Source organism: Rhodococcus sp. 06-418-5 (assembly GCF_002258285.1).
Taxonomy (GTDB): domain Bacteria; phylum Actinomycetota; class Actinomycetes; order Mycobacteriales; family Mycobacteriaceae; genus Rhodococcoides.
In genome coordinates this window covers 517,527-538,480 of record NZ_NOYE01000037.1, presented here as the reverse complement: position 1 = coordinate 538,480, position 20,954 = coordinate 517,527, and the positions used below count along the sequence as shown (strand labels likewise).

General features: G+C 65.1%; 21 protein-coding genes. 11 read left to right on the top strand and 10 right to left on the bottom strand.

The features are described from left to right. Nucleotides 1-30: 30 nt before the first annotated feature. Entirely contained in the window at nucleotides 31-783 is a 753-nt protein-coding gene (locus CH274_RS27800) for an isocitrate lyase/PEP mutase family protein (RefSeq protein ID WP_094630904.1), read from the top strand. 53 nt (nucleotides 784-836) lie between these two features. On the opposite strand, the gene CH274_RS27795 is transcribed toward CH274_RS27800, so the two are convergent. The 6 genes from CH274_RS27795 to CH274_RS27770 all read right to left on the bottom strand — a co-directional run bounded on the left by CH274_RS27795 (nucleotide 837) and on the right by CH274_RS27770 (nucleotide 6,564). Then, entirely contained in the window at nucleotides 837-3,014 is a 2,178-nt protein-coding gene (locus tag CH274_RS27795; protein WP_094659479.1) for an AAA family ATPase, read from the bottom strand. Between the two features lie 59 nt (nucleotides 3,015-3,073). After that, nucleotides 3,074-3,928 carry a CDP-alcohol phosphatidyltransferase family protein gene (locus CH274_RS27790; protein WP_032394133.1) on the bottom strand — a complete coding sequence of 285 codons (855 nt, stop codon included), beginning with the start codon at nucleotides 3,926-3,928 and terminating at the stop codon, nucleotides 3,074-3,076. A gap of 8 nt (nucleotides 3,929-3,936) precedes the next feature. Next, nucleotides 3,937-4,653 carry a phosphatidylserine decarboxylase gene (locus tag CH274_RS27785; RefSeq protein ID WP_094630900.1) on the bottom strand — a complete coding sequence of 239 codons (717 nt, stop codon included), beginning with the start codon at nucleotides 4,651-4,653 and terminating at the stop codon, nucleotides 3,937-3,939. Nucleotides 4,654-4,786: 133 nt separating this feature from the next. Continuing rightward, on the bottom strand, nucleotides 4,787-5,056 hold the full coding sequence (locus tag CH274_RS27780) for a GlsB/YeaQ/YmgE family stress response membrane protein (protein WP_045198755.1): 270 nt from the start codon (nucleotides 5,054-5,056) through the stop codon (nucleotides 4,787-4,789). 88 nt (nucleotides 5,057-5,144) lie between these two features. Next, nucleotides 5,145-5,609: an SRPBCC family protein gene (locus CH274_RS27775; RefSeq protein WP_094659620.1), complete on the bottom strand. Its 465-nt coding sequence runs from the start codon at nucleotides 5,607-5,609 to the stop codon at nucleotides 5,145-5,147. Between the two features lie 160 nt (nucleotides 5,610-5,769). Continuing rightward, nucleotides 5,770-6,564 (bottom strand): DUF1206 domain-containing protein, encoded by a 795-nt coding sequence (locus tag CH274_RS27770; protein ID WP_373453950.1) that lies wholly within the window; start codon nucleotides 6,562-6,564, stop codon nucleotides 5,770-5,772. A gap of 424 nt (nucleotides 6,565-6,988) precedes the next feature. On the opposite strand from CH274_RS27770, the gene CH274_RS27765 reads away from it, so the two are divergent. The 6 genes from CH274_RS27765 to CH274_RS27740 are packed head-to-tail and all read left to right on the top strand — an operon-like array spanning nucleotide 6,989 to nucleotide 12,190. Next, nucleotides 6,989-8,644 carry an FAD-dependent oxidoreductase gene (locus CH274_RS27765; protein ID WP_094659477.1) on the top strand — a complete coding sequence of 552 codons (1,656 nt, stop codon included), beginning with the start codon at nucleotides 6,989-6,991 and terminating at the stop codon, nucleotides 8,642-8,644. Further along, nucleotides 8,641-10,143 carry an ATP-binding protein gene (locus CH274_RS27760; protein WP_094659476.1) on the top strand — a complete coding sequence of 501 codons (1,503 nt, stop codon included), beginning with the start codon at nucleotides 8,641-8,643 and terminating at the stop codon, nucleotides 10,141-10,143. Before CH274_RS27765 ends, CH274_RS27760 begins: the two co-directional genes overlap by 4 nt. Continuing rightward, nucleotides 10,140-10,484 (top strand): UBP-type zinc finger domain-containing protein, encoded by a 345-nt coding sequence (locus CH274_RS27755; protein WP_045198761.1) that lies wholly within the window; start codon nucleotides 10,140-10,142, stop codon nucleotides 10,482-10,484. Before CH274_RS27760 ends, CH274_RS27755 begins: the two co-directional genes overlap by 4 nt. Beyond that, nucleotides 10,481-10,900 carry a DUF1801 domain-containing protein gene (locus CH274_RS27750; protein WP_032393785.1) on the top strand — a complete coding sequence of 140 codons (420 nt, stop codon included), beginning with the start codon at nucleotides 10,481-10,483 and terminating at the stop codon, nucleotides 10,898-10,900. Before CH274_RS27755 ends, CH274_RS27750 begins: the two co-directional genes overlap by 4 nt. Then, nucleotides 10,897-11,574, top strand: coding sequence for a GOLPH3/VPS74 family protein (locus CH274_RS27745; RefSeq protein ID WP_094659475.1), 678 nt, complete (start codon nucleotides 10,897-10,899; stop codon nucleotides 11,572-11,574). Before CH274_RS27750 ends, CH274_RS27745 begins: the two co-directional genes overlap by 4 nt. Nucleotides 11,575-11,584: 10 nt before the next feature. Further along, entirely contained in the window at nucleotides 11,585-12,190 is a 606-nt protein-coding gene (locus tag CH274_RS27740) for a DJ-1/PfpI family protein (RefSeq protein ID WP_094659474.1), read from the top strand. Here CH274_RS27740 and CH274_RS27735 read toward each other — a convergent pair. Further along, on the bottom strand, nucleotides 12,170-12,517 hold the full coding sequence (locus CH274_RS27735; protein WP_094659473.1) for a DoxX family protein: 348 nt from the start codon (nucleotides 12,515-12,517) through the stop codon (nucleotides 12,170-12,172). The genes CH274_RS27740 and CH274_RS27735 overlap by 21 nt on opposite strands. A gap of 79 nt (nucleotides 12,518-12,596) precedes the next feature. Between CH274_RS27735 and CH274_RS27730 the strand changes: the two genes are divergently transcribed. Beyond that, nucleotides 12,597-12,926, top strand: coding sequence for a winged helix-turn-helix transcriptional regulator (locus tag CH274_RS27730; protein ID WP_045198771.1), 330 nt, complete (start codon nucleotides 12,597-12,599; stop codon nucleotides 12,924-12,926). A 42-nt stretch (nucleotides 12,927-12,968) separates the two neighbouring features. On the opposite strand, the gene CH274_RS27725 is transcribed toward CH274_RS27730, so the two are convergent. Next, nucleotides 12,969-14,828, bottom strand: coding sequence for a BCCT family transporter (locus CH274_RS27725; RefSeq protein WP_176459346.1), 1,860 nt, complete (start codon nucleotides 14,826-14,828; stop codon nucleotides 12,969-12,971). Nucleotides 14,829-15,072: 244 nt separating this feature from the next. Between CH274_RS27725 and CH274_RS27720 the strand changes: the two genes are divergently transcribed. Next, a complete protein-coding gene (locus tag CH274_RS27720; RefSeq protein WP_094659472.1) occupies nucleotides 15,073-15,987 on the top strand; it encodes a serine/threonine-protein kinase in 915 nt (304 codons plus the stop codon). Nucleotides 15,988-16,042: 55 nt separating this feature from the next. On the opposite strand, the gene CH274_RS27715 is transcribed toward CH274_RS27720, so the two are convergent. Then, on the bottom strand, nucleotides 16,043-17,524 hold the full coding sequence (locus CH274_RS27715; protein ID WP_094659471.1) for an amino acid permease: 1,482 nt from the start codon (nucleotides 17,522-17,524) through the stop codon (nucleotides 16,043-16,045). Between the two features lie 407 nt (nucleotides 17,525-17,931). On the opposite strand from CH274_RS27715, the gene groL reads away from it, so the two are divergent. Then, on the top strand, nucleotides 17,932-19,557 hold the full coding sequence (gene groL, locus CH274_RS27710; protein WP_008713461.1) for a chaperonin GroEL: 1,626 nt from the start codon (nucleotides 17,932-17,934) through the stop codon (nucleotides 19,555-19,557). A 116-nt stretch (nucleotides 19,558-19,673) separates the two neighbouring features. Here the strand turns inward: groL and CH274_RS27705 are convergent, their stop codons facing one another. Further along, the gene (locus tag CH274_RS27705) at nucleotides 19,674-20,027 is read right to left on the bottom strand and encodes a VOC family protein (protein WP_032393793.1); all 354 of its coding nucleotides are present in this window, start codon (nucleotides 20,025-20,027) and stop codon (nucleotides 19,674-19,676) included. A gap of 121 nt (nucleotides 20,028-20,148) precedes the next feature. Here CH274_RS27705 and CH274_RS27700 point away from each other — a divergent pair, with 121 nt between their 5' ends. Continuing rightward, nucleotides 20,149-20,937, top strand: a complete 789-nt coding sequence (locus CH274_RS27700; protein ID WP_094659470.1) for an RsiV family protein — start codon at nucleotides 20,149-20,151, stop codon at nucleotides 20,935-20,937. Nucleotides 20,938-20,954 lie beyond the last annotated feature (17 nt).

Sequence of the window (20,954 nt, the reverse complement as noted above, 5' to 3'; positions counted from 1 at the left end):
TTCTCCACCGGCCACCGTTGAGGAGTCCCGATGACGAACCTGTCCCAGAAAGCCACCACCCTGCTCGAGCTGCACCAGCCCGGAAACCCGGTCGTACTGCCGACCGTGTGGGACGCCTGGTCCGCCAATCTGGCCGTGTCCGCAGGCTTCACCGCGCTGACCGTCGGAAGCCACCCCGTCGCCGACTCCATCGGCAAGCCCGACAACGAAGGCATGACCTTCGACGAACTGCTCGCCCGCATCTCGCAGATCTCCGCCGCCGTCGACGTGCCGCTGTCGGTCGACATCGAAGCCGGCTACGGCGAGGACCCCAAGCGACTGATCGACGGCCTGATCTCCGTCGGAGCCGTCGGCCTCAACATCGAGGACACCGTGCACAGCGAAGGCGGACGCCTGCGCGAAGCGCAGGAGCACGCCGACTTCGTCGGAGCACTGCGCGCGGCGTCCGACGCCACCGACGTACACGTGGTCATCAACGCCCGCACCGACCTGTTCGTCAAGGCGATCGGCGACGAGAGCGACCGCGTCGACCGCGCCATCGCGCGCCTGAAGCTGGCTGCCGCGGCCGGAGCCGATTCGCTCTACCCCGTCGGATTCCACAACGACGCCGACTACAAGCGTCTCGCCGAGGAACTCCCGCTGCCCATCAACGCCATCGCCAACCCGGCCGAAGGCGATCTGTCGCACTTCGCATCCCTCGGTGTCGGTCGCATCAGCTTCGGACCGATCTTCCAGATGGAGTTGGCCAAGCGGGCAGAGGAGATCCTCGGCCGCTGGAAGTGAGAGCGGCTTCGCCGCAGGTGAGCAGAACTTCGTAGCCTGCTACGAGTTTCCGTTCACGACCCGTAGGCCCGCAGATGCGCCACCTGCTCGGGATCGAGTGACGGCTTCACCGTCGCCCGAGCGGCGGCGACATCGGCGGCGGTGACGTCGGCCGCATCCATCGACCGACGCATCGCCGTCAACGCGGCCTCACGCAGCAAGGCCGCGCAGTCGGCCGCGGAGTAGCCGTCGAGATCGCGCGCCAGCGCCTCCAGATCCACGTCCTCGGCGAGCGGGATCGATTTGCCCGACGCCTTCAGGATGTCAACGCGCGCATCGGAATCCGGCGGCGGCACGAACACCAGGCGCTCGAGGCGGCCGGGGCGCAACAGGGCGGGATCGATCAGATCGGGTCGGTTGGTCGCCCCGAGCACGACGACGTCGCGCAACGGTTCGACGCCGTCGAGCTCGGTCAGCAGCGCCGCGACCACCCGGTCGCCGACGCCGGAATCCGAGCTCTGGCCGCGTCGGGGGACGAGCGCGTCCACCTCGTCCAGGAAGATCAGCGAGGGAGCGGAATCGCGTGCACGCTGAAACAGTTCTCGCACAGCCTTTTCCGAGGATCCCACCCACTTGTCCATCAGCTCCGCGCCCTTGACCGAGTGCACGCTGAGCTGCCCGGAACTGGCCAGCGCCCGCACGAGGAACGTCTTGCCGCAGCCGGGAGGGCCATACAGCAGAACTCCTCGCGGCGGCTCGATTCCCAAGCGCGCGAACGAATCCGGGTGACGCAGCGGCCACAGCACCGCCTCGGTGAGTGCCTGCTTGGTCTCCACCATGTCGCCGACGTCGTCGAGCGTGAGACTGCCGATGGCCAGTTCTTCGCTACCCGATCGCGAGAGTGGACGGATCACCTGAAGAGCGCCCACCAGATCGTCCTGCGTCAACGAGGCCGCGGCCGAATCGTTCGATGCGCGAGCCGCCGCCCGCAGTGCCGCCTCCCGCGTCAGTGCGGCCAGATCGGCGACCACGAAACCCGGTGTCCGTGAAGCTATCTCGGTCAGATCGACGTCGCCCTGCGGAACCTTGCGCAGCAGATGCTCCAGCAGTCCCTTGCGGCCCGACGCGTCGGGCAGGGTGATGGTGAGCTCACGATCGCACAGGTCCTGACCGCGCAGCCTGGGATCTGTTGCCTCCGGATGAGCCGTCGTCGCGATCAGGGCAAGACCGGGAGTGTCGACGGCCCGGCGCAGTACGTCCAGGACGAACGTGGACGCCGGCTCGGGAACGGACGGCAGCAACGCGTCGACGTCGGTGATCAGCAGAACCCCGGAGCCGGCGAGTTCGTCGACCGCCGCGGTGACCTGATCCACCCGAGCCGAGGCCTCGAGCGCGCCGATCGACGGTCCGTCCAGTACGACGCATGTGCGTTCTCCGATGACCGCGCGCGCCAACGTCGCCTTACCGGCCCCGCCCGGTCCGGTGATCAGCACTCCCAGATGCGGTGATGCGCCCAGCGTTGCCAACAACTCCGACTCGTCCAACGCCAGCCGCAGCCACTCGGTGAGTTTCGACTGTTGGACGCTCACTCCCACCAGATCCGCCACGCTCACCGGCGGTGCTGCGGACTTCGGCGCGGGATGCGACGCGGCCTGCGGCTGTGCAGCGGTGACGGTGCCCGAGCCCCACCCGACCGCCGAATTGGGCTGCACACTCACCGGCCCACCCGACGGGTCGACGGCCGAGACCGTCAACAGCTCGGTCGTCCACGCAACCCCGAACGTTCTCGACAGCGCCTGCGTCGCCGATGTGGTCGAGGTGCCGGGTCCGAGATCGCGGGGGAGGAGCGAGACCGTGTCGCCCACCGTCAGCACCTTGCCCAGCAACGCTTGGCGCAGGGTGGCGTCGGAGATGGAACCGGTGGCGAGCGCGGAGCCTGTCACCGTGACGGTTCTGGCTCCGTAGACGGTGACGGGTCCGACTGCGACAGAAGCATTTTCGCGAAGGCCGGTGTTGGAGAGCGTGACGTCGTCCAGAAGTGCGGTGCCCTGGGGCGATCCGTCGGGTGCCGCCGCGACGACGGCGGCCGTGCGACGAGAACCGATGAGCGACACGGCATCCCACTCTCTCAGGCCCAGCGCCGCGAGAACTTCCGGATGCAGGCGCGCGACGCCGCGTCGGGCATCGGCGGCCGAGGTGTTGAGGCGGGCGGTGAGAACGAGCTCAGGCGTCGTCGAGCGAGATTCGGTCACACACCCAACCTACTGGGGTCGTTCCGCGGGCTCCACTCCCTGCAGTAGGCGGCGAGACACTAGCTGCGAGGTCGACGCAGTCCCAGACGAGCCTGCGACCGGCGATTGTTGCCCGGTGCGCGTCGGATGGCCCGACGCTCTGCGCGGCGCTCGGCCGGCTTGGCGTCCCAGGTGTACGGGCGCGCGGCAGTCCAGCGTTGCGAGCGCACCGCGAACGGGATGTGCACCAGGTAGGCCAGCACCAAGCCCATCAGCAGGATCAGCGGGAAGGTGATGAGCGCGGCGGCGAGCAGCGCGACGAGCACCAGCAGGATCGCGGCGAGCCGCGGCGGCACCGAGACCGTCTTGAGCGCCAACGTGGGGATGCGGCTGACGATCAGACCGGCGGTGAGGATCGACCACCCGGCGACGACGTAGAACGAGGCCCACCAACCGTCGCCGAATTGCTCGAAGCCCGCGATCGGTGCCATGGCGATGAGCGCTCCGGCGGGAGCGGGAACTCCGGTGAAGTACTCGCGGGCGTAGGCAGGCGTGTCGTCCTCGTCGAGCAGAGTGTTGAAGCGCGCGAGACGGAGCACGATGCTCACGGCGTAGACCAGTGCGACGATCCAGCCGCCGCTGCTGCCCTCGAGCAGTGTCACGTACAGCACCAGAGCCGGGGCCACACCGAACGAGATGGCGTCGGACAGCGAGTCCAGTTCGGCACCGATCTTGCTGGTGGCGTCGAGCAGTCGAGCGATGCGGCCGTCCAACGCGTCGAGTATCGCAGCGGCACCGATCATGGCGAGCGCAGTGCCGAGCTGCCCGTCGAGGGCGAACTTGACCGCGGACAGGCCCGAGCACAGCGCGAGAATCGTGACGACGGATGGGAGCAGACGAATGGCAGCAGGCGGCTTGGCGCGTCTGGTGATCATGTCGGTTTCTACTGTGGAAGCTCGGCGAGGACCGTCTCGGCACCGACGGCGCGTTGACCGCGTTCGACCAGCAGTGTGGTGCCCGCGGGGAAGTAGGTGTCGACGCGGGAACCGAATCGGATCAGGCCGTACGTGTCGCCGATCGACAGGGCGTCGCCCACCTTGGCGTTGTTGATGATGCGTCGAGCAATGAGGCCGGCGATCTGCACGACGGCGACGTCCTGTCCGGAGTCGGTCCTGATGTGCATGCTGTTGCGCTCGTTGACCTCGCTGGCCTCGGCAAGGTCTGCGGACTTGAACTGGCCTCGGCGATGCACGACCTCCACCACTCGACCGGCGACGGGAACGCGCTGGACGTGCACGTCGAGAACCGAGAGGAAGATGCTCACGCGCGGAACCGGCTGCGAGCCCAGATCGAGCTCGGCGGGCGGGACGGCGGTGTCGACGAGGGTGACCAGGCCGTCGGCGGGAGCGACGACGACGCCGGGGCGGTTCGGTGGCACCCGCGACGGGTGGCGGAAGAAGGTGGCGCAGGCTCCGGCGGCGACGAGGCCGGCGTTGCGAACCCACTTGGATCGGCGGCCGAGAACGGCGACGGCGAGCGGACCACCGACGAACGGCAGGCCTGCGGGGTGGAGCGGTGGAACCGTTTCACGGACCAGGTCGACGATGTGAGCCGCTCCGGTGCGGGGCGGTTGACCAATCGGGGCGGGACGGCGTGCCACGGTCTCCTCTAACTTTTCGTCGGACAGGTGTCGGCAGGTCGTGATGCCGGAAGCAATCGAGGCGTGAAAGCACGACTGCCGAGGCCCTCACAGCGTACGTGAGGTGCCCCGGCAGTCGGGAGCTGCGAGTCGATCAGACGCGGCTGCGACCTGTCACGAGCTTGACCAGGAACAGCAGGATGACTGCGCCGAGGATGCAGGTGATGAAGCTGAAGATCAGTCCGCCACCTTCGACGTCGACGCCGAAGACCTTCAGCAGGTATCCGCCGATGAGGCCACCGATGACGCCGACGACGATGTTCAGGATGATGCCCATCTGAGCATCCGTCTTCATGATCTTGCTGCCGATCCACCCTGCGAGTCCGCCGATGATGATCCAGCCGATGAATCCGAGACCCAACATGTGTTGCCCCCACTTTCCGTTCGTGTCGTTTGCTTGTCGAAACGTCGGATGCCCGAGGGAAACAAACCTGAAACCTTCCTGAGAAGAATTATTTTTCTCCCAGCTTCTCGCTCTCGACCTTGATGCGGCGCAGGGTGCTGTTCATACCCTCGACGAGTTCGACGTCGAACTCGTCGATGCCGCCGAGGACACGCTTGACCAGCAACGACGACACCGCCGACGTGCCGCTGGGTGCCTCCCGCTTCTCGACCACGGTCGTTCCGGTCGCGGTCGGTGTGAGGGTGTAGGACCAGATCGTCTTGTTCTCGACGACGCGGAACGCGAGTTCACGGTTGGGCTCGAAGGTGACGACCTTGGAGGTCGTGGGCCAGACGAGCATCCCCTTGCGATTGACGTTGAGCGTCTTGGTGCCCTTGCCGACCGGTCCGCCGAAGACCTTCATCTTCTTGCACTGCGGGCTCCACTCACCCATGCGCTGCAGGTCCGAGACGATGGACCATACGGTCTCGGGGCTCGCGGCGATGTCGATCGTGGCTTCGAGAGTCTTGCTCAACGTGGGCCTCCTGATAGTGAGTAGATGCAACTGAATGTCACACTCAATCGTGCGCATCCTATGTGTCAACGGGCACAATCGACCACGTAGGTGAGCAGAAATTCGTAGCCCACTACGAAGTACCGCTCACCTGGGGTCGTTCCGCAGGCTCCACTCCCGCTCACATGCGAGCGAAGCGAGCCAGTACGAAGGCATAGAGCCCGTAGAGCGCGATGCCCACTCCGGCGAGGATCAGCAGAAGCTGACCGTAGGGCTGTGAGCCGAGGGTCTTGAGGGCACCGTCGATGCCGGTGGCCTTCGACGGATCGGACTGCACAACGGCCACCACGACGAGGAGTCCGGCTCCGACGAGGGCAGTGCCCTTCGCGGCGTATCCGGCGATGCCGAGTTTGACGACGGCCCCGCTCTGGTGGCCTTCGAGATCGTCGAGGAAGTTCTTCGAAACGCCCTTGTAGACGTGGTATCCGCCGACGCCGATGACGACCAGCGCGACAGCAATGAGCACGAGCTTGCCGCCGCCGGATTCCATCAATCGCGCCGACCAGCCGGCGTTCTGCTGCCCGCTCGACTTGCCCGAGCCGGTAGCGAAGCCGTAGGTCGAGAAAGCGAACGCGATGTAGACGACGGCCAGCGCGGCAGCCTTGAGACGGTCCATAGCACTGCCTGCGTCGGCGTCGGACTTCTTGCCGACGATCGCTTCGACGATGCGCCACAGCGCCAGCGCCACGAATGCGACCACCGCCACCCAGAGCGCAATCCTCCCGCCGGGCTTGTCGGCCAATTCGGCGAGTGCACCGGACTGGTCTGCATTACCTGCCTGGCCGAATGCCAACCGAACCGCGATGTATCCGATCAGAATGTGCAGCACTCCGCTGACGAAGTGGCCGGCTCGCGCCGCTTTCTCGAATGCTCCGTTGTTCTGTACGGAACTGGCCACATTTCCCGACGTGTTCACTATCGTTCCCCGATCAGTAGATTGGTGCTCTCGTTTACCCCGAGCGAGGACCGAGGAAACTGTCTCGAGCTGCGAAACGCCGCACGAGATCCCACCGAGGCGTTAACACCGGGCGGACACTGATCGATGTAGCAAGCGGAGTGTCGGGACCAACGAAGAAATTGTTCGGAGTGATCCACCGTGAAATTACAGTCGATAATGCGTCGTACCAGCAGAGATCTCCCGCTGTTGAAGACCGCCAGGATGAGCGGCAGCCCACGCACCTGGCCCGCCGAGAAGCTCGAACGACTCCTCACCCCGCAGGAGCTCGATCTGATCAGGCGCGGCCGAATCTGACCCCACTGATTCCAGGACTGCTTGCCTCCCATTCGGGGCGACGCGGTGGCATGCTCATGTCGTTGGTGAGCACCAGTTCTGGAGGGTCATGAAACCGGTCATTCTCAGCGTCGACGACGATCCAGGGGTTTCACGTTCGGTCGCCCGCGACCTGCGCCGCCGATACGGCGAGCTGTACCGCATCGTGCGTGCGGAGTCCGGTTCCGGGGCGCTCGACGCGCTGAAGGAACTCGCGCTGCGCGGCACCCCGGTCGCCGTACTGTTGGCCGACTATCGGATGCCGCAGATGAGCGGCATGGAATTTCTCGAACAGGCCATGGACATCTTCCCGACGGCCAGGCGCATCCTGCTGACCGCGTACGCGGACACCGACGCCGCGATCGACGCGATCAACGTCATCGACCTCGACTACTACCTGCTCAAGCCGTGGGATCCCCCCGAGGAGAAGCTCTATCCGGTGCTCGACGCCCAACTGGAGGCCTGGTGTGCCTACGACCATCGGGCCGTCGAGGACACCAAGATCATCGGCCACCGTTGGTCCGCGCGCTCGTCGGAGATCCGCGAGTTCCTCGCTCGCAATCAGCTGCCGTATCGCTGGTACATGTCCGACGAGTCCGAGGGTGCCCGGCTGCTGGCGGCCGCGGGCGTGGACGACAGCCGGTTGCCGGTGGTCATCACCACGGAGGGCGATGCGCTGATCGAACCGTCCGATGCCGAACTCGGCAATCGGCTCGGGTTGACGGTGTCGCCGTCCGAGGAGTTCTACGACCTGGTCGTCATCGGCGGCGGACCGGCGGGACTGGGAGCTGCGCTCTACGGTGCGTCGGAGGGTCTGCGGACGACCCTGATCGAGCGGACCGCAACCGGCGGCCAGGCCGGTCAGAGTTCGCGCATCGAGAACTACCTGGGCTTTCCCGACGGGGTGTCGGGTGCACAGCTGGCCGAGCGGGCACGGCGGCAGGCGCTCAAGTTCGGTGCCGAGGTGGTCACCACCCAGGACGTCGTCGGCCTGGAAACCAACGGTGCCGCGCGCACCGTACGGTTCGCCGACGGCCGCAGCATCAGTGCACAGACGATCATCCTGTCCACCGGTGTCGCCTATCGCAGGCTGGACGCACCGGGAATCGACGACTTCACCGGACGCGGCGTGTTCTACGGATCGGCGATGACCGAGGCAGCGCGCTGTGCCGAGCAGGACGTCTACATCGTCGGCGGCGCGAACTCGGCCGGTCAGGCGGCGGTGTATCTCTCGCGCGGGGCCAAGTCGGTGACCATTCTGATCAGAGCGTCTTCCCTCGAAGCGTCGATGTCGTACTACCTCATCAAACAGATCGAAGAGAATCCGAAGATCAGCGTTCGGCCGTGCACCGAGGTCGCGGGCGTGTCGGGCGACGGTCACCTCGAGTCGATCACGCTGCGGAACCGGGCAACCGACGAGACGACGACCGTCGACGCGCAGTATCTGTTCCTGTTCATCGGGGCGGCGCCGCGCACCGAGTGGCTCGACGGGGTACTCGTGCGGGACGACCATGGATTCGTGGTCACCGGGCCGGATCTCGTCACCGATGGACGTGGACCTGCCGGGTGGACGCCGACTCGCCTGCCGCATCACCTCGAGACGAGTGTGCCCGGCGTCTTCGCGGCCGGTGACGTTCGATCCGACTCGGCCAAACGCGTCGCGTCGGCAGTGGGAGAGGGAGCAATGGCCGTGATGTTGGTGCACAGATATCTGGCGAACCCGTGAGCGCGCAGGAGCGGAGCCCGCGGAGTGACCAGAGTGGGCTTGCGTGTGATCCGGAGGAGTTGCGGACTCTGTTCTTGTTCGAGCATCTCTCCGACTCGCAGCTGGCGGAGCTGTGTCGGGACGGACGCATCGAAACGATCGAACCCGGGCCGGTGTATGCGGAGGGCGATCCGGCGACGTGCTTCTACGTGTTGATGGACGGTGCCGTCGTGCTCTCGAAGCTCTCGGGCGGGGAGGATCTGGTGGTCAACCGGACCTCCCAGCGGGGGGTGTACGCGGGTGCGTGGCAGGCGTACCTGGGTGATCGGGTGCCGCAGACGTACCAGGGTTCGATGCGGGTGACCGAGCGCTCGCGGTTCTTCGTGCTCGACGCCGAGTGCTTCGCGTCCATCGTGCGGGAATGGTTCCCGATGGCGCTGCACCTGCTCGAGGGTCTGTTCTTCGGCAATCAGAACACCAAGCAGATAGTGGAACAACGAGAACGCCTGTTGGCGTTGGGTTCTCTGTCTGCCGGGTTGACGCACGAGCTGAACAATCCGGCAGCCGCTGCGGTGCGGGCTACGTCGGCGTTGCGGAATCGGGTGGCGCACATGCGGCAGAAGTTGGCGATGATCGCCGGCGGCACTCTCGATCGCGGCAGCATGGCGCATCTGGTCGGACTGCAGAACCAGGCCGTGGAGTTGGTGGCCAAGGCTCCGAAGCTGACCGCGATGGAGGCGTCGGACCGCGAGGACGAACTCGGAGAATGGTTCGAGGACAAGGGTATCGGCGACGGTTGGGATCTGGCTCCGACGTTCGTCTCGGCCGGTCTGGATGTGCCGTGGCTCGACAAGGTTGCTGCGACGGTGGACGATCCGACGATGCTGGAGGGTGCGATCCGGTGGCTCAACTACACCGTCGAAACCGAGCTGTTGATGAACGAGATCGCGGATTCGACCACGCGCATCTCCACGCTCGTCGGTGCAGCGAAACAGTATTCGCAGATGGACCGCGCGCCGTACCAGACCGTCGACGTGCGGGAATTGCTCGACAGCACTTTGATCATGTTGGGCCGCAAGATCGGTGACGAGATTCGGGTGGTGAAGGACTACGACCCCGCGGTTCCGCCCATCCCGGTCTACGCAGCCGAACTCAACCAGGTGTGGACGAACCTGATCGACAATGCCGTGCAGGCGATGGCAGGCGCGGGAGTGGAGCCTGCAGGAACGACCCCGAAAGAGAAGGGGGTGTTGACGGTGCGGACATCGTTGGACGAGGATCAGGTTCAGATCGAGATCTGTGATACCGGACCCGGTGTGCCGCAGGAGATTCGGTCGCGGATCTTCGAGCCGTTCTTCACCACCAAACCGGTCGGCGAAGGTACGGGTCTCGGTCTGGACATCTCGTGGCGGATCGTGGTGAAGAAGCACCAGGGTGATCTGCGAGTGGTGTCCGAACCGGGCGACACACGGTTCATCGTTCGGCTGCCCGTCGACCCGGCCACAGAGGAGGCAACATGACCATCGAAGGCATCGACCCGAAGGTCCCACCGTCGGGCCCGGGCTGTGTGGAGTGCACGCAAACGCAAGGGTGGTGGGTGCATCTGCGTCGGTGCGCGCAGTGCGGCCATATCGGGTGTTGCGATTCCTCACCGTCGCAGCACGCCAGTAAGCATGCGGAGTCCACCCGGCACCAGTTCGTGCGCAGTTACGAGCCCGGCGAGGACTGGTTCTACAACTATGCCGACGAGCAGATGTACGACGGCCCCGAACTGGCTCCGCCGCAACATCATCCGCTCGATCAGACGGTGCCCGGGCCGCGTGAGCGGGTGCCGTCGAACTGGCAGGCCCTGATCAATTGAACGAGAACCTGACTCGACCCACCGATGTACCGGCCGAGGATTTTCTGGCCGCTGTCGAACATCCGGTTCGCCGCGCGGACGGTCTAGCCCTGGCCGAGATGATGGGTCGGGTGACCGGGCAGCCGGCGGTGATGTGGGGGCCGACGATGGTGGGTTTCGGTGCCTACCGTTACACGACGGGCAGTGGCCGTCGGGGCGAGAGTCTCGTCGTGGGGTTCTCCCCACGTAAGGCGAATCTGTCGGTGTACGGCGCGACGTACGCCCCGGAATCGGATTCACTGCTCGAACGCTTGGGCAAGCACAAGCGAGGCGCAGGTTGCCTGTACGTGAACAAGCTCGCCGATGTGGACATAGCGATTCTCGAGCAACTGGTGGCTCACAACTACGCGTACATCCTGGGTAGCCTCGCGTCATGACCTTGATCGCAGAGGACCTCCTGTTGCTGTTGCTCGACGACGACTCGGGCAAACCGCTGGCCGACAGCACGAAGTTACCGCGGGTGCTGGCAGGTGCCCTGGTGGTCGAGCTCGCGATGGGTGGATCGTTGCGCATCACCGGCCCCGGCGAGCAGACGAAGAAAGATCACGTGGTCGTTGCAGGAGCGCCCCCAGCCGACGTCCTGCTGCGTCGAGTGTTCGATCTCGTGGCATCGGCGTCGCGGCCGATGAAGCCGCAGAAGGTGATCGAGAAGTCGCAGAAGAATCTGTCGAAGGAGTTGATCGCTCGGTTGGTGGCCCAGGGTTTCGTCGCCGAGAACAAGGCCAAGGTGTTGGGGCTGTTCCCGACCACGACGTGGCCTGCTCGTGACACCTCGCACGAGAAGGGGTTGCGAGATTCCCTACGCGGCGCGCTCGTCGACGGGACGACGCCGTCGCCCCACACGGCTGCGCTGATCTCGTTGATCTCGGCGGTGGACCTGACGCACAAGGTGATAGTGGATGCGGACAAGAAGCTGCTGAAACAGAGGGCGAAGCAGGTCGCCGAGGGGGAATGGGCAGGCGCGGCTGTGCGCAAGGCCGTCTCGGATGTGAACGCTGCGGTGATGGCCGCGGTGATGGTGCCCGTCATCGTGTCGACCACGAGCAGCTGAAAGTCAGGGTATGAGCAGAAGCGTTGCAATTGTCTTGTTCGACGATGTCGAGGTACTCGATGCCTGCGGGCCGTTCGAGGTGTTCTCGGTGGCGAATCGAGTGGCCGACCGTGCCGGGAGTGCACGACCTTTCGAGGTGAGTCTCGTGGGGATCGATGACAGGCCGGTCGTCGCCAGGGGTGGAATGAGGATCGGGGTGGACACCACGATCGACGATCCGCGGGGATACGACGTCGTCGTGATTCCCGGCGGTGTCGTCGATGCCGTCGAGAAGAACGCCCGAGTGCTGGAGTGGTTGCAGCGCACTCGGCCCGGTGCGGAGTTGGTCGCGTCGGTGTGCACCGGTGCGTTCGTGCTCGCCGCAGCGGGTTTGCTCGACACACGCCCGGTCACCACGCACTGGGAGGATCTGGAGCAACTGTCCGCTCGATGGCCTGCCCTCGTCGTCCACGAGGCCGTTCGATACATCGACCACGGCGATCTGGCGACCTCGGCGGGTATCAGCGCCGGTCTCGATCTGGCGTTGCACCTGGTCGCGCGGTGGGCGGGAGCGGATCATGCTCTCGCCACCGCGAGCCAGATGGATTACGACTGGTCAGGCGCTGAGCACCCGTAGCACCAGCGCGACGACCGCGAACACGGCCAGTCCGGCGGCGGGTGCGAATTCCCTGTCCTTGGCGCGAAGATGGGCGGCAACGGCTCCGACGAAGTAGAGGATGACGCCGACCGCGGCTGCGACGCCGATGGGCCAGACGGCCAATCCGACCAGCAACCCGACGGCTCCGAGAATTTCCACGTAGGCGAGCCAGGGAATCTTGTCGGCGGGGACGCCGACCTGCTCGAGCATCGGAACGACGGAAGGATTCTTCGTCAGTTTCCCGATGGCGGAGAACGTGAGCGCGACGGCGAGCAGAACCGAGACGACGACGGTTGCGATGAACATGGGCCCTTCTTTCATATCCGAGGCCACTAGTAATTCAGAAGCAGCAAGGCGGACTGTAGCACCTCGGTAAGGTGGACGTATGGTCACCAGCGAGCAGCCTCACGACCCTCGTGCCTGCGACGGGGCGCTGACCAAAGCCTTCGGCTTCCTCGGCAAGAGATGGAACGGAATTCTTCTCGCGACGCTGATGAACGGGCCGATGGGGTTCTCGGACCTTCGCCGCGCGGTCGGTGGCATCAGTGACTCGGTGTTGTCGGAGCGACTGGGCGAACTCGGCAAGGCGGGCCTGGTGGCGCGCACCGTCGACGACGGGCCACCCATCTCCGTCGGCTACAGCCTGACGACGTCCGGAGAGGCGCTGCTGCCGTCGTTGGAGGCTCTGACCGACTGGGCTTCGAAAAACCTCTGACCCCCGCGACGGCGTCGCGAGGGCCAGAGGTGGATCGATCGGTCAGTCGGTGTGGTTGCTGTCCTTCTGGCCCTCGGCCGAGTCGGCGAACTCCTGCGTGTCGAAGACTTCGCCGCCGAGTGGGTCGACCGGAGCATTGTCTCCGGAGTACTCGACCGCCCCGGTTTCGGGATGAACCTCGAGCTGTTCGTTGGGCACCTCGTGCACTGCCAGTACGACGGTCCCGTTGCGAGCGGGCGCCGTGAGGCCCTCGCGTGACGGGGTCAGGCCGGAGAACGTGCTCGAGATGCCTGCCGCCGCCCTCTTGCGCGTTGTCGACCCAGCTGGGTCCGGCTCCTTGTCCGCGACCTCCGGCGTTGCGGTCACGCGCACGTACCGCGGGGTGGTGGCGACGTCGTAGCGGAAGGCCTTGAGCATCGACACGCAGGCGAGCACCAGAATGATCGAGAACGGCACGGCCGTGGCTATCGACATCGTTTGCAGCGCCGTCAGCGACCCTGTTCCGCCGATGAGGAGCAGAACCGTCGCCGCCACGCCTTCGAGAATCGACCAGTACACGCGGGTGATCTTCGGCGGTTCGAGGTCGCCGCCGGTGGAGAGGATGTCGATGACCAGCGAGCCGGAGTCGGAGGATGTCACGAAGAAGAACACGATGACGAAGATCGCCAGCACGCTGCTGATCGTCGCCAAAGGCAACGTGTCGAGCAGCTGGAACAGGCTCGTGTTGGTGTCGACGGCACCGTCGACCAACAGGTCGCCGTTCTCACGCTGACGCAGGATGCCGGCATCACCGAAGATCGTGAACCACAGGGATCCGATGATCGTCGGTGCCAGCAGCACTCCGAACACGAATTCGCGGATGGTGCGTCCGCGGGAGATACGCGCGATGAACATGCCGACGAACGGTGCCCAGCTCATCCACCAGCCCCAGTAGAAGATGGTCCAGTCGCCGGTCCAGCCGTCGTCGGAGAACGGTGATGTGCGCAGCATCAACTCCGGCAATGCCTGGATGTAGCCGCCGAGGTTCTGCACCCAGGACTGCATGAGAAACAGGCTCGGTCCGGCAATCAGAACGAAGACGGCCAGAGCTGCGGCCATCCCCATGTTGATGTTGGAGAGCCACTTGAGTCCTCGTGAGACGCCGGACACGACGGAAAACGTCGCGAGACCGGTGACTCCGGCGATGATGATGACCGTCACCCAGTTGTTGGTATCGACCCAACCCAGGTATTCGAGGCCGGCCGAGATCTGTTGCACACCGAATCCGAGCGAGGTGGCAACGCCGAACAATGTGCCGACGATGGCGACGGCGTCGATCGCGTGGCCGATGCCACCCTCGATGCGCTTGCGCCCCAAAAGCGGCTCGAGCAGCCAACGTACCGACAGCGGGCGTCCCTTGCGGTACGTCATGTACGCCAGTCCGAGGCCGACCACGACGTAGATTGCCCAGGCGTGCAGGCCCCAGTGGAAGAGGGTGAGCTCCATCGCCTGTCGTGCAGCGGGGTCGGTGCTACCGGGAACGCCGCCCGCCTCGGGTGGCGTCACGTAGTGCGAGAGCGGCTCGGCGACGCCGTAGAACACCAGGCCGATGCCCATGCCTGCGCTGAACAGCATGGCGAACCACGAGAGGACGCCGAACTCGGGCTTCTCGTCGTCGCGACCGAGGCGAATGTTTCCGACCTTGCTCAAGCCGCAGTACAGCGCGAAGAGCACGAATCCGGTGGTCGCCAGGATGTACCACCACCCGACACCGGCTGTGATGGCCGAATTGAGTCGATCGAACGCATCTGCGGCGGTTCCGGCGTAGATCACCGAGAAGGCGATCATGGCGAAGATGACGATCGACGCGGGAACGAAGACGGGCTTGAGCAGGCCGCCCCACGCTTCTTTTACTGCTTTCACTTACTTGACTTCCTTACAACTCGAGTCACCGTAATCGGCTGACCGTTATCGGTTTGCCGTTCTTTTTCTCTTGTTTCGGTCAAGTACCGGTAATCACCATAAACGACATCGGCGCTGGTGGCGAAACTGCCGAGTCGCCTCGAGCCCTGGAACGGACTACAGTTCTGTCGATGCTGCGGACGTGTCCGATCGTGTCACCCGTCGGTTACGGCGGCGCGAGTAGGCCTGTGCGGCAGGCGATTCCATGACGATGCGATTGCAGCCGGGTTCGGAGTTCGCGGGATTTCGGGTGCAGCGCCGCCTCGGCGTCGGGGGCATGAGCGAGGTGTATCTGGTTCTCGGACGCGGCCACGATCGGCTCGAGGCCCTCAAGATCCTGGACCGGGACGCGTCTCGATCGCCGAGCTTGCGCAACAAGTTTCGGATGGAAGCGGCCGTCGCCGCGCAACTGGTGCACCCGAACATCGTGTCGGTGCACGAGCACGGTGAGTTCGAGCACCAGTTGTGGATGTCGATGCACTACGTGGACGGCTACAGCGCCGCGCGGCTGGTCGCCCGCGGACAGATCGCTCTCGAAGTGTCCCGGGTGGCGCGCATCGTCGCCGAGGTGGCCAAAGGGCTCGACTACGCCCACTCGCAGGGCGTCGTGCATCGGGACGTCAAGCCGGCCAACATTCTCGTCTCCACCGAGCGAATCGACGGCTACGAGCAGGTGATGTTGTCCGACTGGGGAATTGCACGCCTACTGGGGGACGCGACTCCGCTCGCTGCGGGTGGGACGGTGATGGCATCCATCCCGTACGCGGCACCGGAGCTGCTGCGCGGGGGAGTGCTCAGTGCGCAGACCGACGTCTACGGTCTGGGGGCCACGCTCGTCGAACTGACGACCGGCCGGACGCCGTATCCGCTGGCCACGCCGTTGGCCATCACCGCTGCACACCTCACGGCCGAGCCGCCGTCGGTGACGCGGCGTCGACGCTCGTTGCCTCGGGGCCTCGACGCCGTGGTCGCACGCGCGCTGGCGAAGGACCCGGCGGATCGCTTCCGAACCTGCGCCGAGCTCAGCGATGCGGTGGCGGCAGCAGTGAAAGCGGGAGTTCCCGAACCGCCGCCGCGCCGATCGCCGTTCAGCCGATCGCGCTGGCTCAAGTTTTCCTGACCGCGACACGACGAAGGCCCCACACCGAGTCGGTGTGGGGCCTTCGCTCACGGGTTCACTCCTCCGGGTCGACCGGACGGTTCGCCACCACCGGGTACTGACCGGTGTAGCCGAGGCGTTCCTCGGCGACGGCGAGCACCTTGGTGCGCACCAGGAACCAGCCGCCGATCAGCGCGGGGATGATGACCACCAGGGTGGCGATGGTCCAGCTGCCGATCGGGGCGTCGAACGCCATCAGCACCAGCACGCCGAACAGGAACACCAGGGTTGCGTAGCTGGTGTACGGCGCACCGAACAACCGGAACTTGGGCCGTTCGAGGATGCCCTTCTTGGACCAGCGGAACAGCTGTATCTGGCACAGCACGATGGTCGCCCAGCTGGCGATGATGCCGAGCGCGGACATGTTAAGCACGATCTCGAAGGCCTCGCCCGGGGCGATCGCGTTGAGGGCGACGCCGAACAGCGTGATGAAGCAGGTGAGCAGGATGCCGCCGAACGGTACGCCGCCCTTGGTCATCTTCTTGGTGAACTCCGGCGCGCTGCCGTTCATCGCCATCGAGCGCAGAATGCGGCCCGTCGAGTACAGCCCGGCGTTCAGGCTCGACAACGCGGCGGTGAGCACCACGATGTTCATGATGGTGCCCGCGCCGCCCAGGCCGATGCTCGAGAAGAACGTCACGAACGGCGACGTCCCGGACTGGTACGCGGTGTACGGCATCAGCACGGCCAGCAATACCAGCGAGCCGACGTAGAACAGTGCGATACGAGCGATGACCGAGTTGATCGCCCGCGGCATGATCTTCTCCGGGTTCTCGGTCTCACCCGCAGCCGTCCCCACCAATTCCACTGCAGCATAGGCGAACACGACACCCGAGATCACGATCACCAGTGGCCATGCTCCGGACGGGAACAAGCCGCCGTTGTCGGTGATGAGGTTGATACCCGGCACCTCGGTGCCCACCGGAATGCGGCCGGCGAGGAACACGATGCCCACGATGAGGAAGGTCACCAGCGCGACGACCTTGATCATCGCCGCCCAGAACTCCATCTCACCGAACCAGCGGACCGAGACGAGATTGATGGACATGACGATGACGAGGGCGATCAGTGCGATGACCCACTGCGGGATCACCTCGAAGCTGCCCCAGTAGTGCATGTACGTCGCGATGGCCGTGACGTCGACGATGGCCGTCATCGCCCAGTTGAGGAAGTACATCCAGCCCGCGACGAACGCAGCCTTCTCGCCGAAGAACTCGCGCGCGTAGGACACGAAGCTGCCCGACGACGGGCGATGCAGGACCAGCTCGCCGAGTGCACGCAGGATGAAGAAGACGAAGATGCCGCACAGGGCGTAGGCGAGAAACAGGCCGGGGCCGGCACTGGCGAGGCGTCCGCCCGCGCCGAGGAACAGGCCGGTGCCGATTGCGCCGCCGATCGCGATCATCTGCAACTGACGAGGTTTGAGGCCCTTGTGGTAGCCCTCCTCCTCGTGATCCATCGCCGAATTGTCGTACGAGGTGTCGACCGTATCGGACATGTTTCGATCCTTACTGTCGCTTTTGTGGGGGTATGTCCGAATTGAAATGACGTGAAAACTACTGTCCCAGAACGATATTAGCGTTCGGCGTTCGTGCGGAAGATGCCGAATGTTAACAATGGCCACGGATGTGAACAGTGTGTGAAGGGCCCGTGCAAAGGTGAGCATCTGCTCGCGACAGCCGCCGCGCGGTGGCGTCGGGCACGGGGGTGGCGGTGGTTCGCTCCCGGCGGACGACCTTGCACTCGCCATGGTCGAGTGCTAGAAATGCAGTTGGCACTCTCGACACGTGAGTGCCAGGTCGGGACACGGTGAGGCCGGGGAATCAACGACACCCCTGGTCGTCCGTCGCGGGCACCGAGCTCGGCCAGCAATGTGTCACCCCCAATCCGGAGGATCACTTCGCAATGGCCAAGATCATCGCGTTCGACGAAGAGGCACGCCGTGGCCTCGAGCGAGGCCTCAATGCCCTCGCCGACGCAGTAAAGGTGACGTTGGGCCCCAAGGGTCGCAACGTCGTACTCGAGAAGAAGTGGGGAGCTCCCACGATCACCAACGATGGTGTTTCCATCGCCAAGGAGATCGAGCTCGAAGATCCCTACGAGAAGATCGGTGCCGAGCTCGTCAAGGAGGTCGCCAAGAAGACCGACGACGTCGCAGGCGACGGCACCACCACCGCTACCGTTCTCGCTCAGGCACTCGTCCGTGAAGGCCTGCGCAACGTCGCAGCCGGCGCGAACCCGCTCGGCCTCAAGCGCGGCATCGAGAAGGCTGTTGCAGCCGTCACCGAGTCGCTGCTCGCGTCCGCCAAGGAGATCGACACCAAGGAGCAGATCGCTGCTACCGCTGGCATCTCCGCAGGCGACCCGTCCATCGGCGAGCTCATCGCCGAGGCCATGGACAAGGTCGGCAAGGAAGGCGTCATCACGGTCGAGGAGTCCAACACCTTCGGCCTGCAGCTCGAGCTCACCGAGGGCATGCGCTTCGACAAGGGCTACATCTCGGCGTACTTCGCCACCGATGCAGAGCGTCAGGAAGCCGTCCTCGAAGACGCGTACATCCTGCTCGTCAGCTCCAAGATCAGCACCGTCAAGGACCTGCTGCCGCTGCTGGAGAAGGTCATCCAGTCCGGCAAGCCGCTCGTCATCATCGCCGAGGACGTCGAGGGCGAAGCTCTCTCCACCCTCGTGGTGAACAAGATCCGTGGCACCTTCAAGTCCGTGGCCGTCAAGGCTCCCGGATTCGGTGACCGCCGCAAGGCTCAGCTCGCCGACATCGCCATCCTCACGGGCGGCGAGGTCATCAGCGAGGAGGTCGGCCTCTCCCTGGAGACCGCCGGACTCGAGCTGCTCGGTCAGGCACGCAAGGTCGTCATCACCAAGGACGAGACCACCATCGTCGAGGGCTCGGGAGATTCCGACGCCATCGCCGGTCGCGTCAACCAGATCCGCGCCGAGATCGAGAACTCCGATTCCGACTACGACCGCGAGAAGCTGCAGGAGCGCCTGGCCAAGCTGGCCGGTGGCGTTGCAGTCATCAAGGCCGGAGCGGCAACCGAGGTCGAGCTCAAGGAGCGCAAGCACCGCATCGAAGATGCCGTGCGCAACGCCAAGGCAGCCGTCGAAGAAGGCATCGTCGCCGGTGGCGGCGTGGCACTGCTCCAGGCAGCGCCCGCACTCGACAACCTCAAGCTCGACGGTGACGAGGCAACCGGCGTGAACATCGTTCGCGTCGCGCTGTCCGCTCCGCTCAAGCAGATCGCATTCAACGCAGGCCTCGAGCCCGGCGTCGTTGCGGACAAGGTCTCCAACCTGCCCGCCGGTCACGGCCTCAACGCCGCGACCAACGAGTACGAGGACCTGCTCGCTGCAGGCATCAACGACCCGGTCAAGGTCACCCGCTCGGCACTGCAGAACGCAGCGTCCATCGCGGCTCTGTTCCTCACCACCGAGGCCGTCGTCGCCGACAAGCCCGAGAAGGCCGGAGCGCCCGCAGGCGATCCGACCGGTGGCATGGGCGGCATGGACTTCTGAGTCCAGCCCCTCGCTGAAAAAGCCCGACTCCGCTCTGCGGGGTCGGGCTTTTTCGCGTTCGAATCGGGTGCAATGGGCCGCGCCTGGCGCGGTCTGCTGCACCCGATTCGAAGCAGTCAGTCCCGGTGATACGCGATGTTGATGACGTTGCCGTCGGGAGCGCGAACGAAGAACCGGCGAACACCCCACGGTTCGGTCGTCAACGGATACACGATCTCGTAGCCCAACTTCTGGGCTTCGGTGTACGCGCCGTCGACATCGTCGGTGTGCACCGACATCACCGAATCCTCCGGTGCGCTGGCATCTTCGGTTACGAGTTGAACGCTGACCGGGCGGTCGGGCGACGTCAGCCGTGCAACCCAGCCCATGTCGAACTCCTCCGAACGCAGACCGAGAAACTCGGTGTAGAACGACTTGGCCGCGTCCACGTTCGGCACGCGCAGATTGGTGATGATGCTCCTGGTTCTCATCGAACTCCCTCCGAAACGTGGCCGGTCGAGACGAACCGAACGGTTCGACGCTAGCTGCGGAGTCGGTGCTCCGCAGTTGTTTCCTGTTGAGTGAGTCGACGCGCAGTGGTTAGGGTCGGTCATGACTCGCATTCGCTCGATGGTTGCCGCCCTTGCCCTGACAGCGGCCCTCGCGGGTTGTTCCACTTCGGGAACCGCCACGCCCGCGTCCGCGCCGACGACCTCCGATGCACCGGCCACGACCGAGCGCGCCGAGCCGACGAGTACAACTCCTCCCACCACGTCGAATGCCGCCGAGTCGTACGTCGTCGGCAGCACTCGGGTCACCGGATCCACGGAACATGCAACCTACGATGTCGCCATTCCGCAGCTCAGTGGTGGGGATCCCGCTGTGACGGCGGAGTTCAACGAGTCGATGCGGGCGGCCTTGCAGGACTTGATCGACGGCCACGACGGACAGGACTTCGCCCTCGGCGACGGCTACACGCCGAGCTCCACCTACGTCGGTAGGCGCGTGATCAGTTCCGAACAGATCACCGACTGGATCGCCGTGCCTGCCGGCGCCCATGGTGATTCGCTGATCTCGACCGTGACGATCGACGTCGACACCGCGCAGCCGATCACCCTCGATAACGCGTTCACCGATCTCGATGCGGGTCTGTCGAGGTTGTCCGAGCAAGCGGCGAAGATTCTTCCGACCACCCGGGCCGGCGAGAACTTCGAGCGCTCGGGCATCGAGCCGACGGTGGCCGACTTCGGCAACTGGACCGCATCACCGGAGGGGATGAACATTCACTTCGGTGACTACCAGGTGGGGGCCTATGGCATCGGCCTCATCACGATCACCGTCCCATGGACCGACCTGTCCGACGTTCTCGCGCCCGGCATGCAGGACGTGCTGAGCAGTTGACCCTCGGCGCATACCGC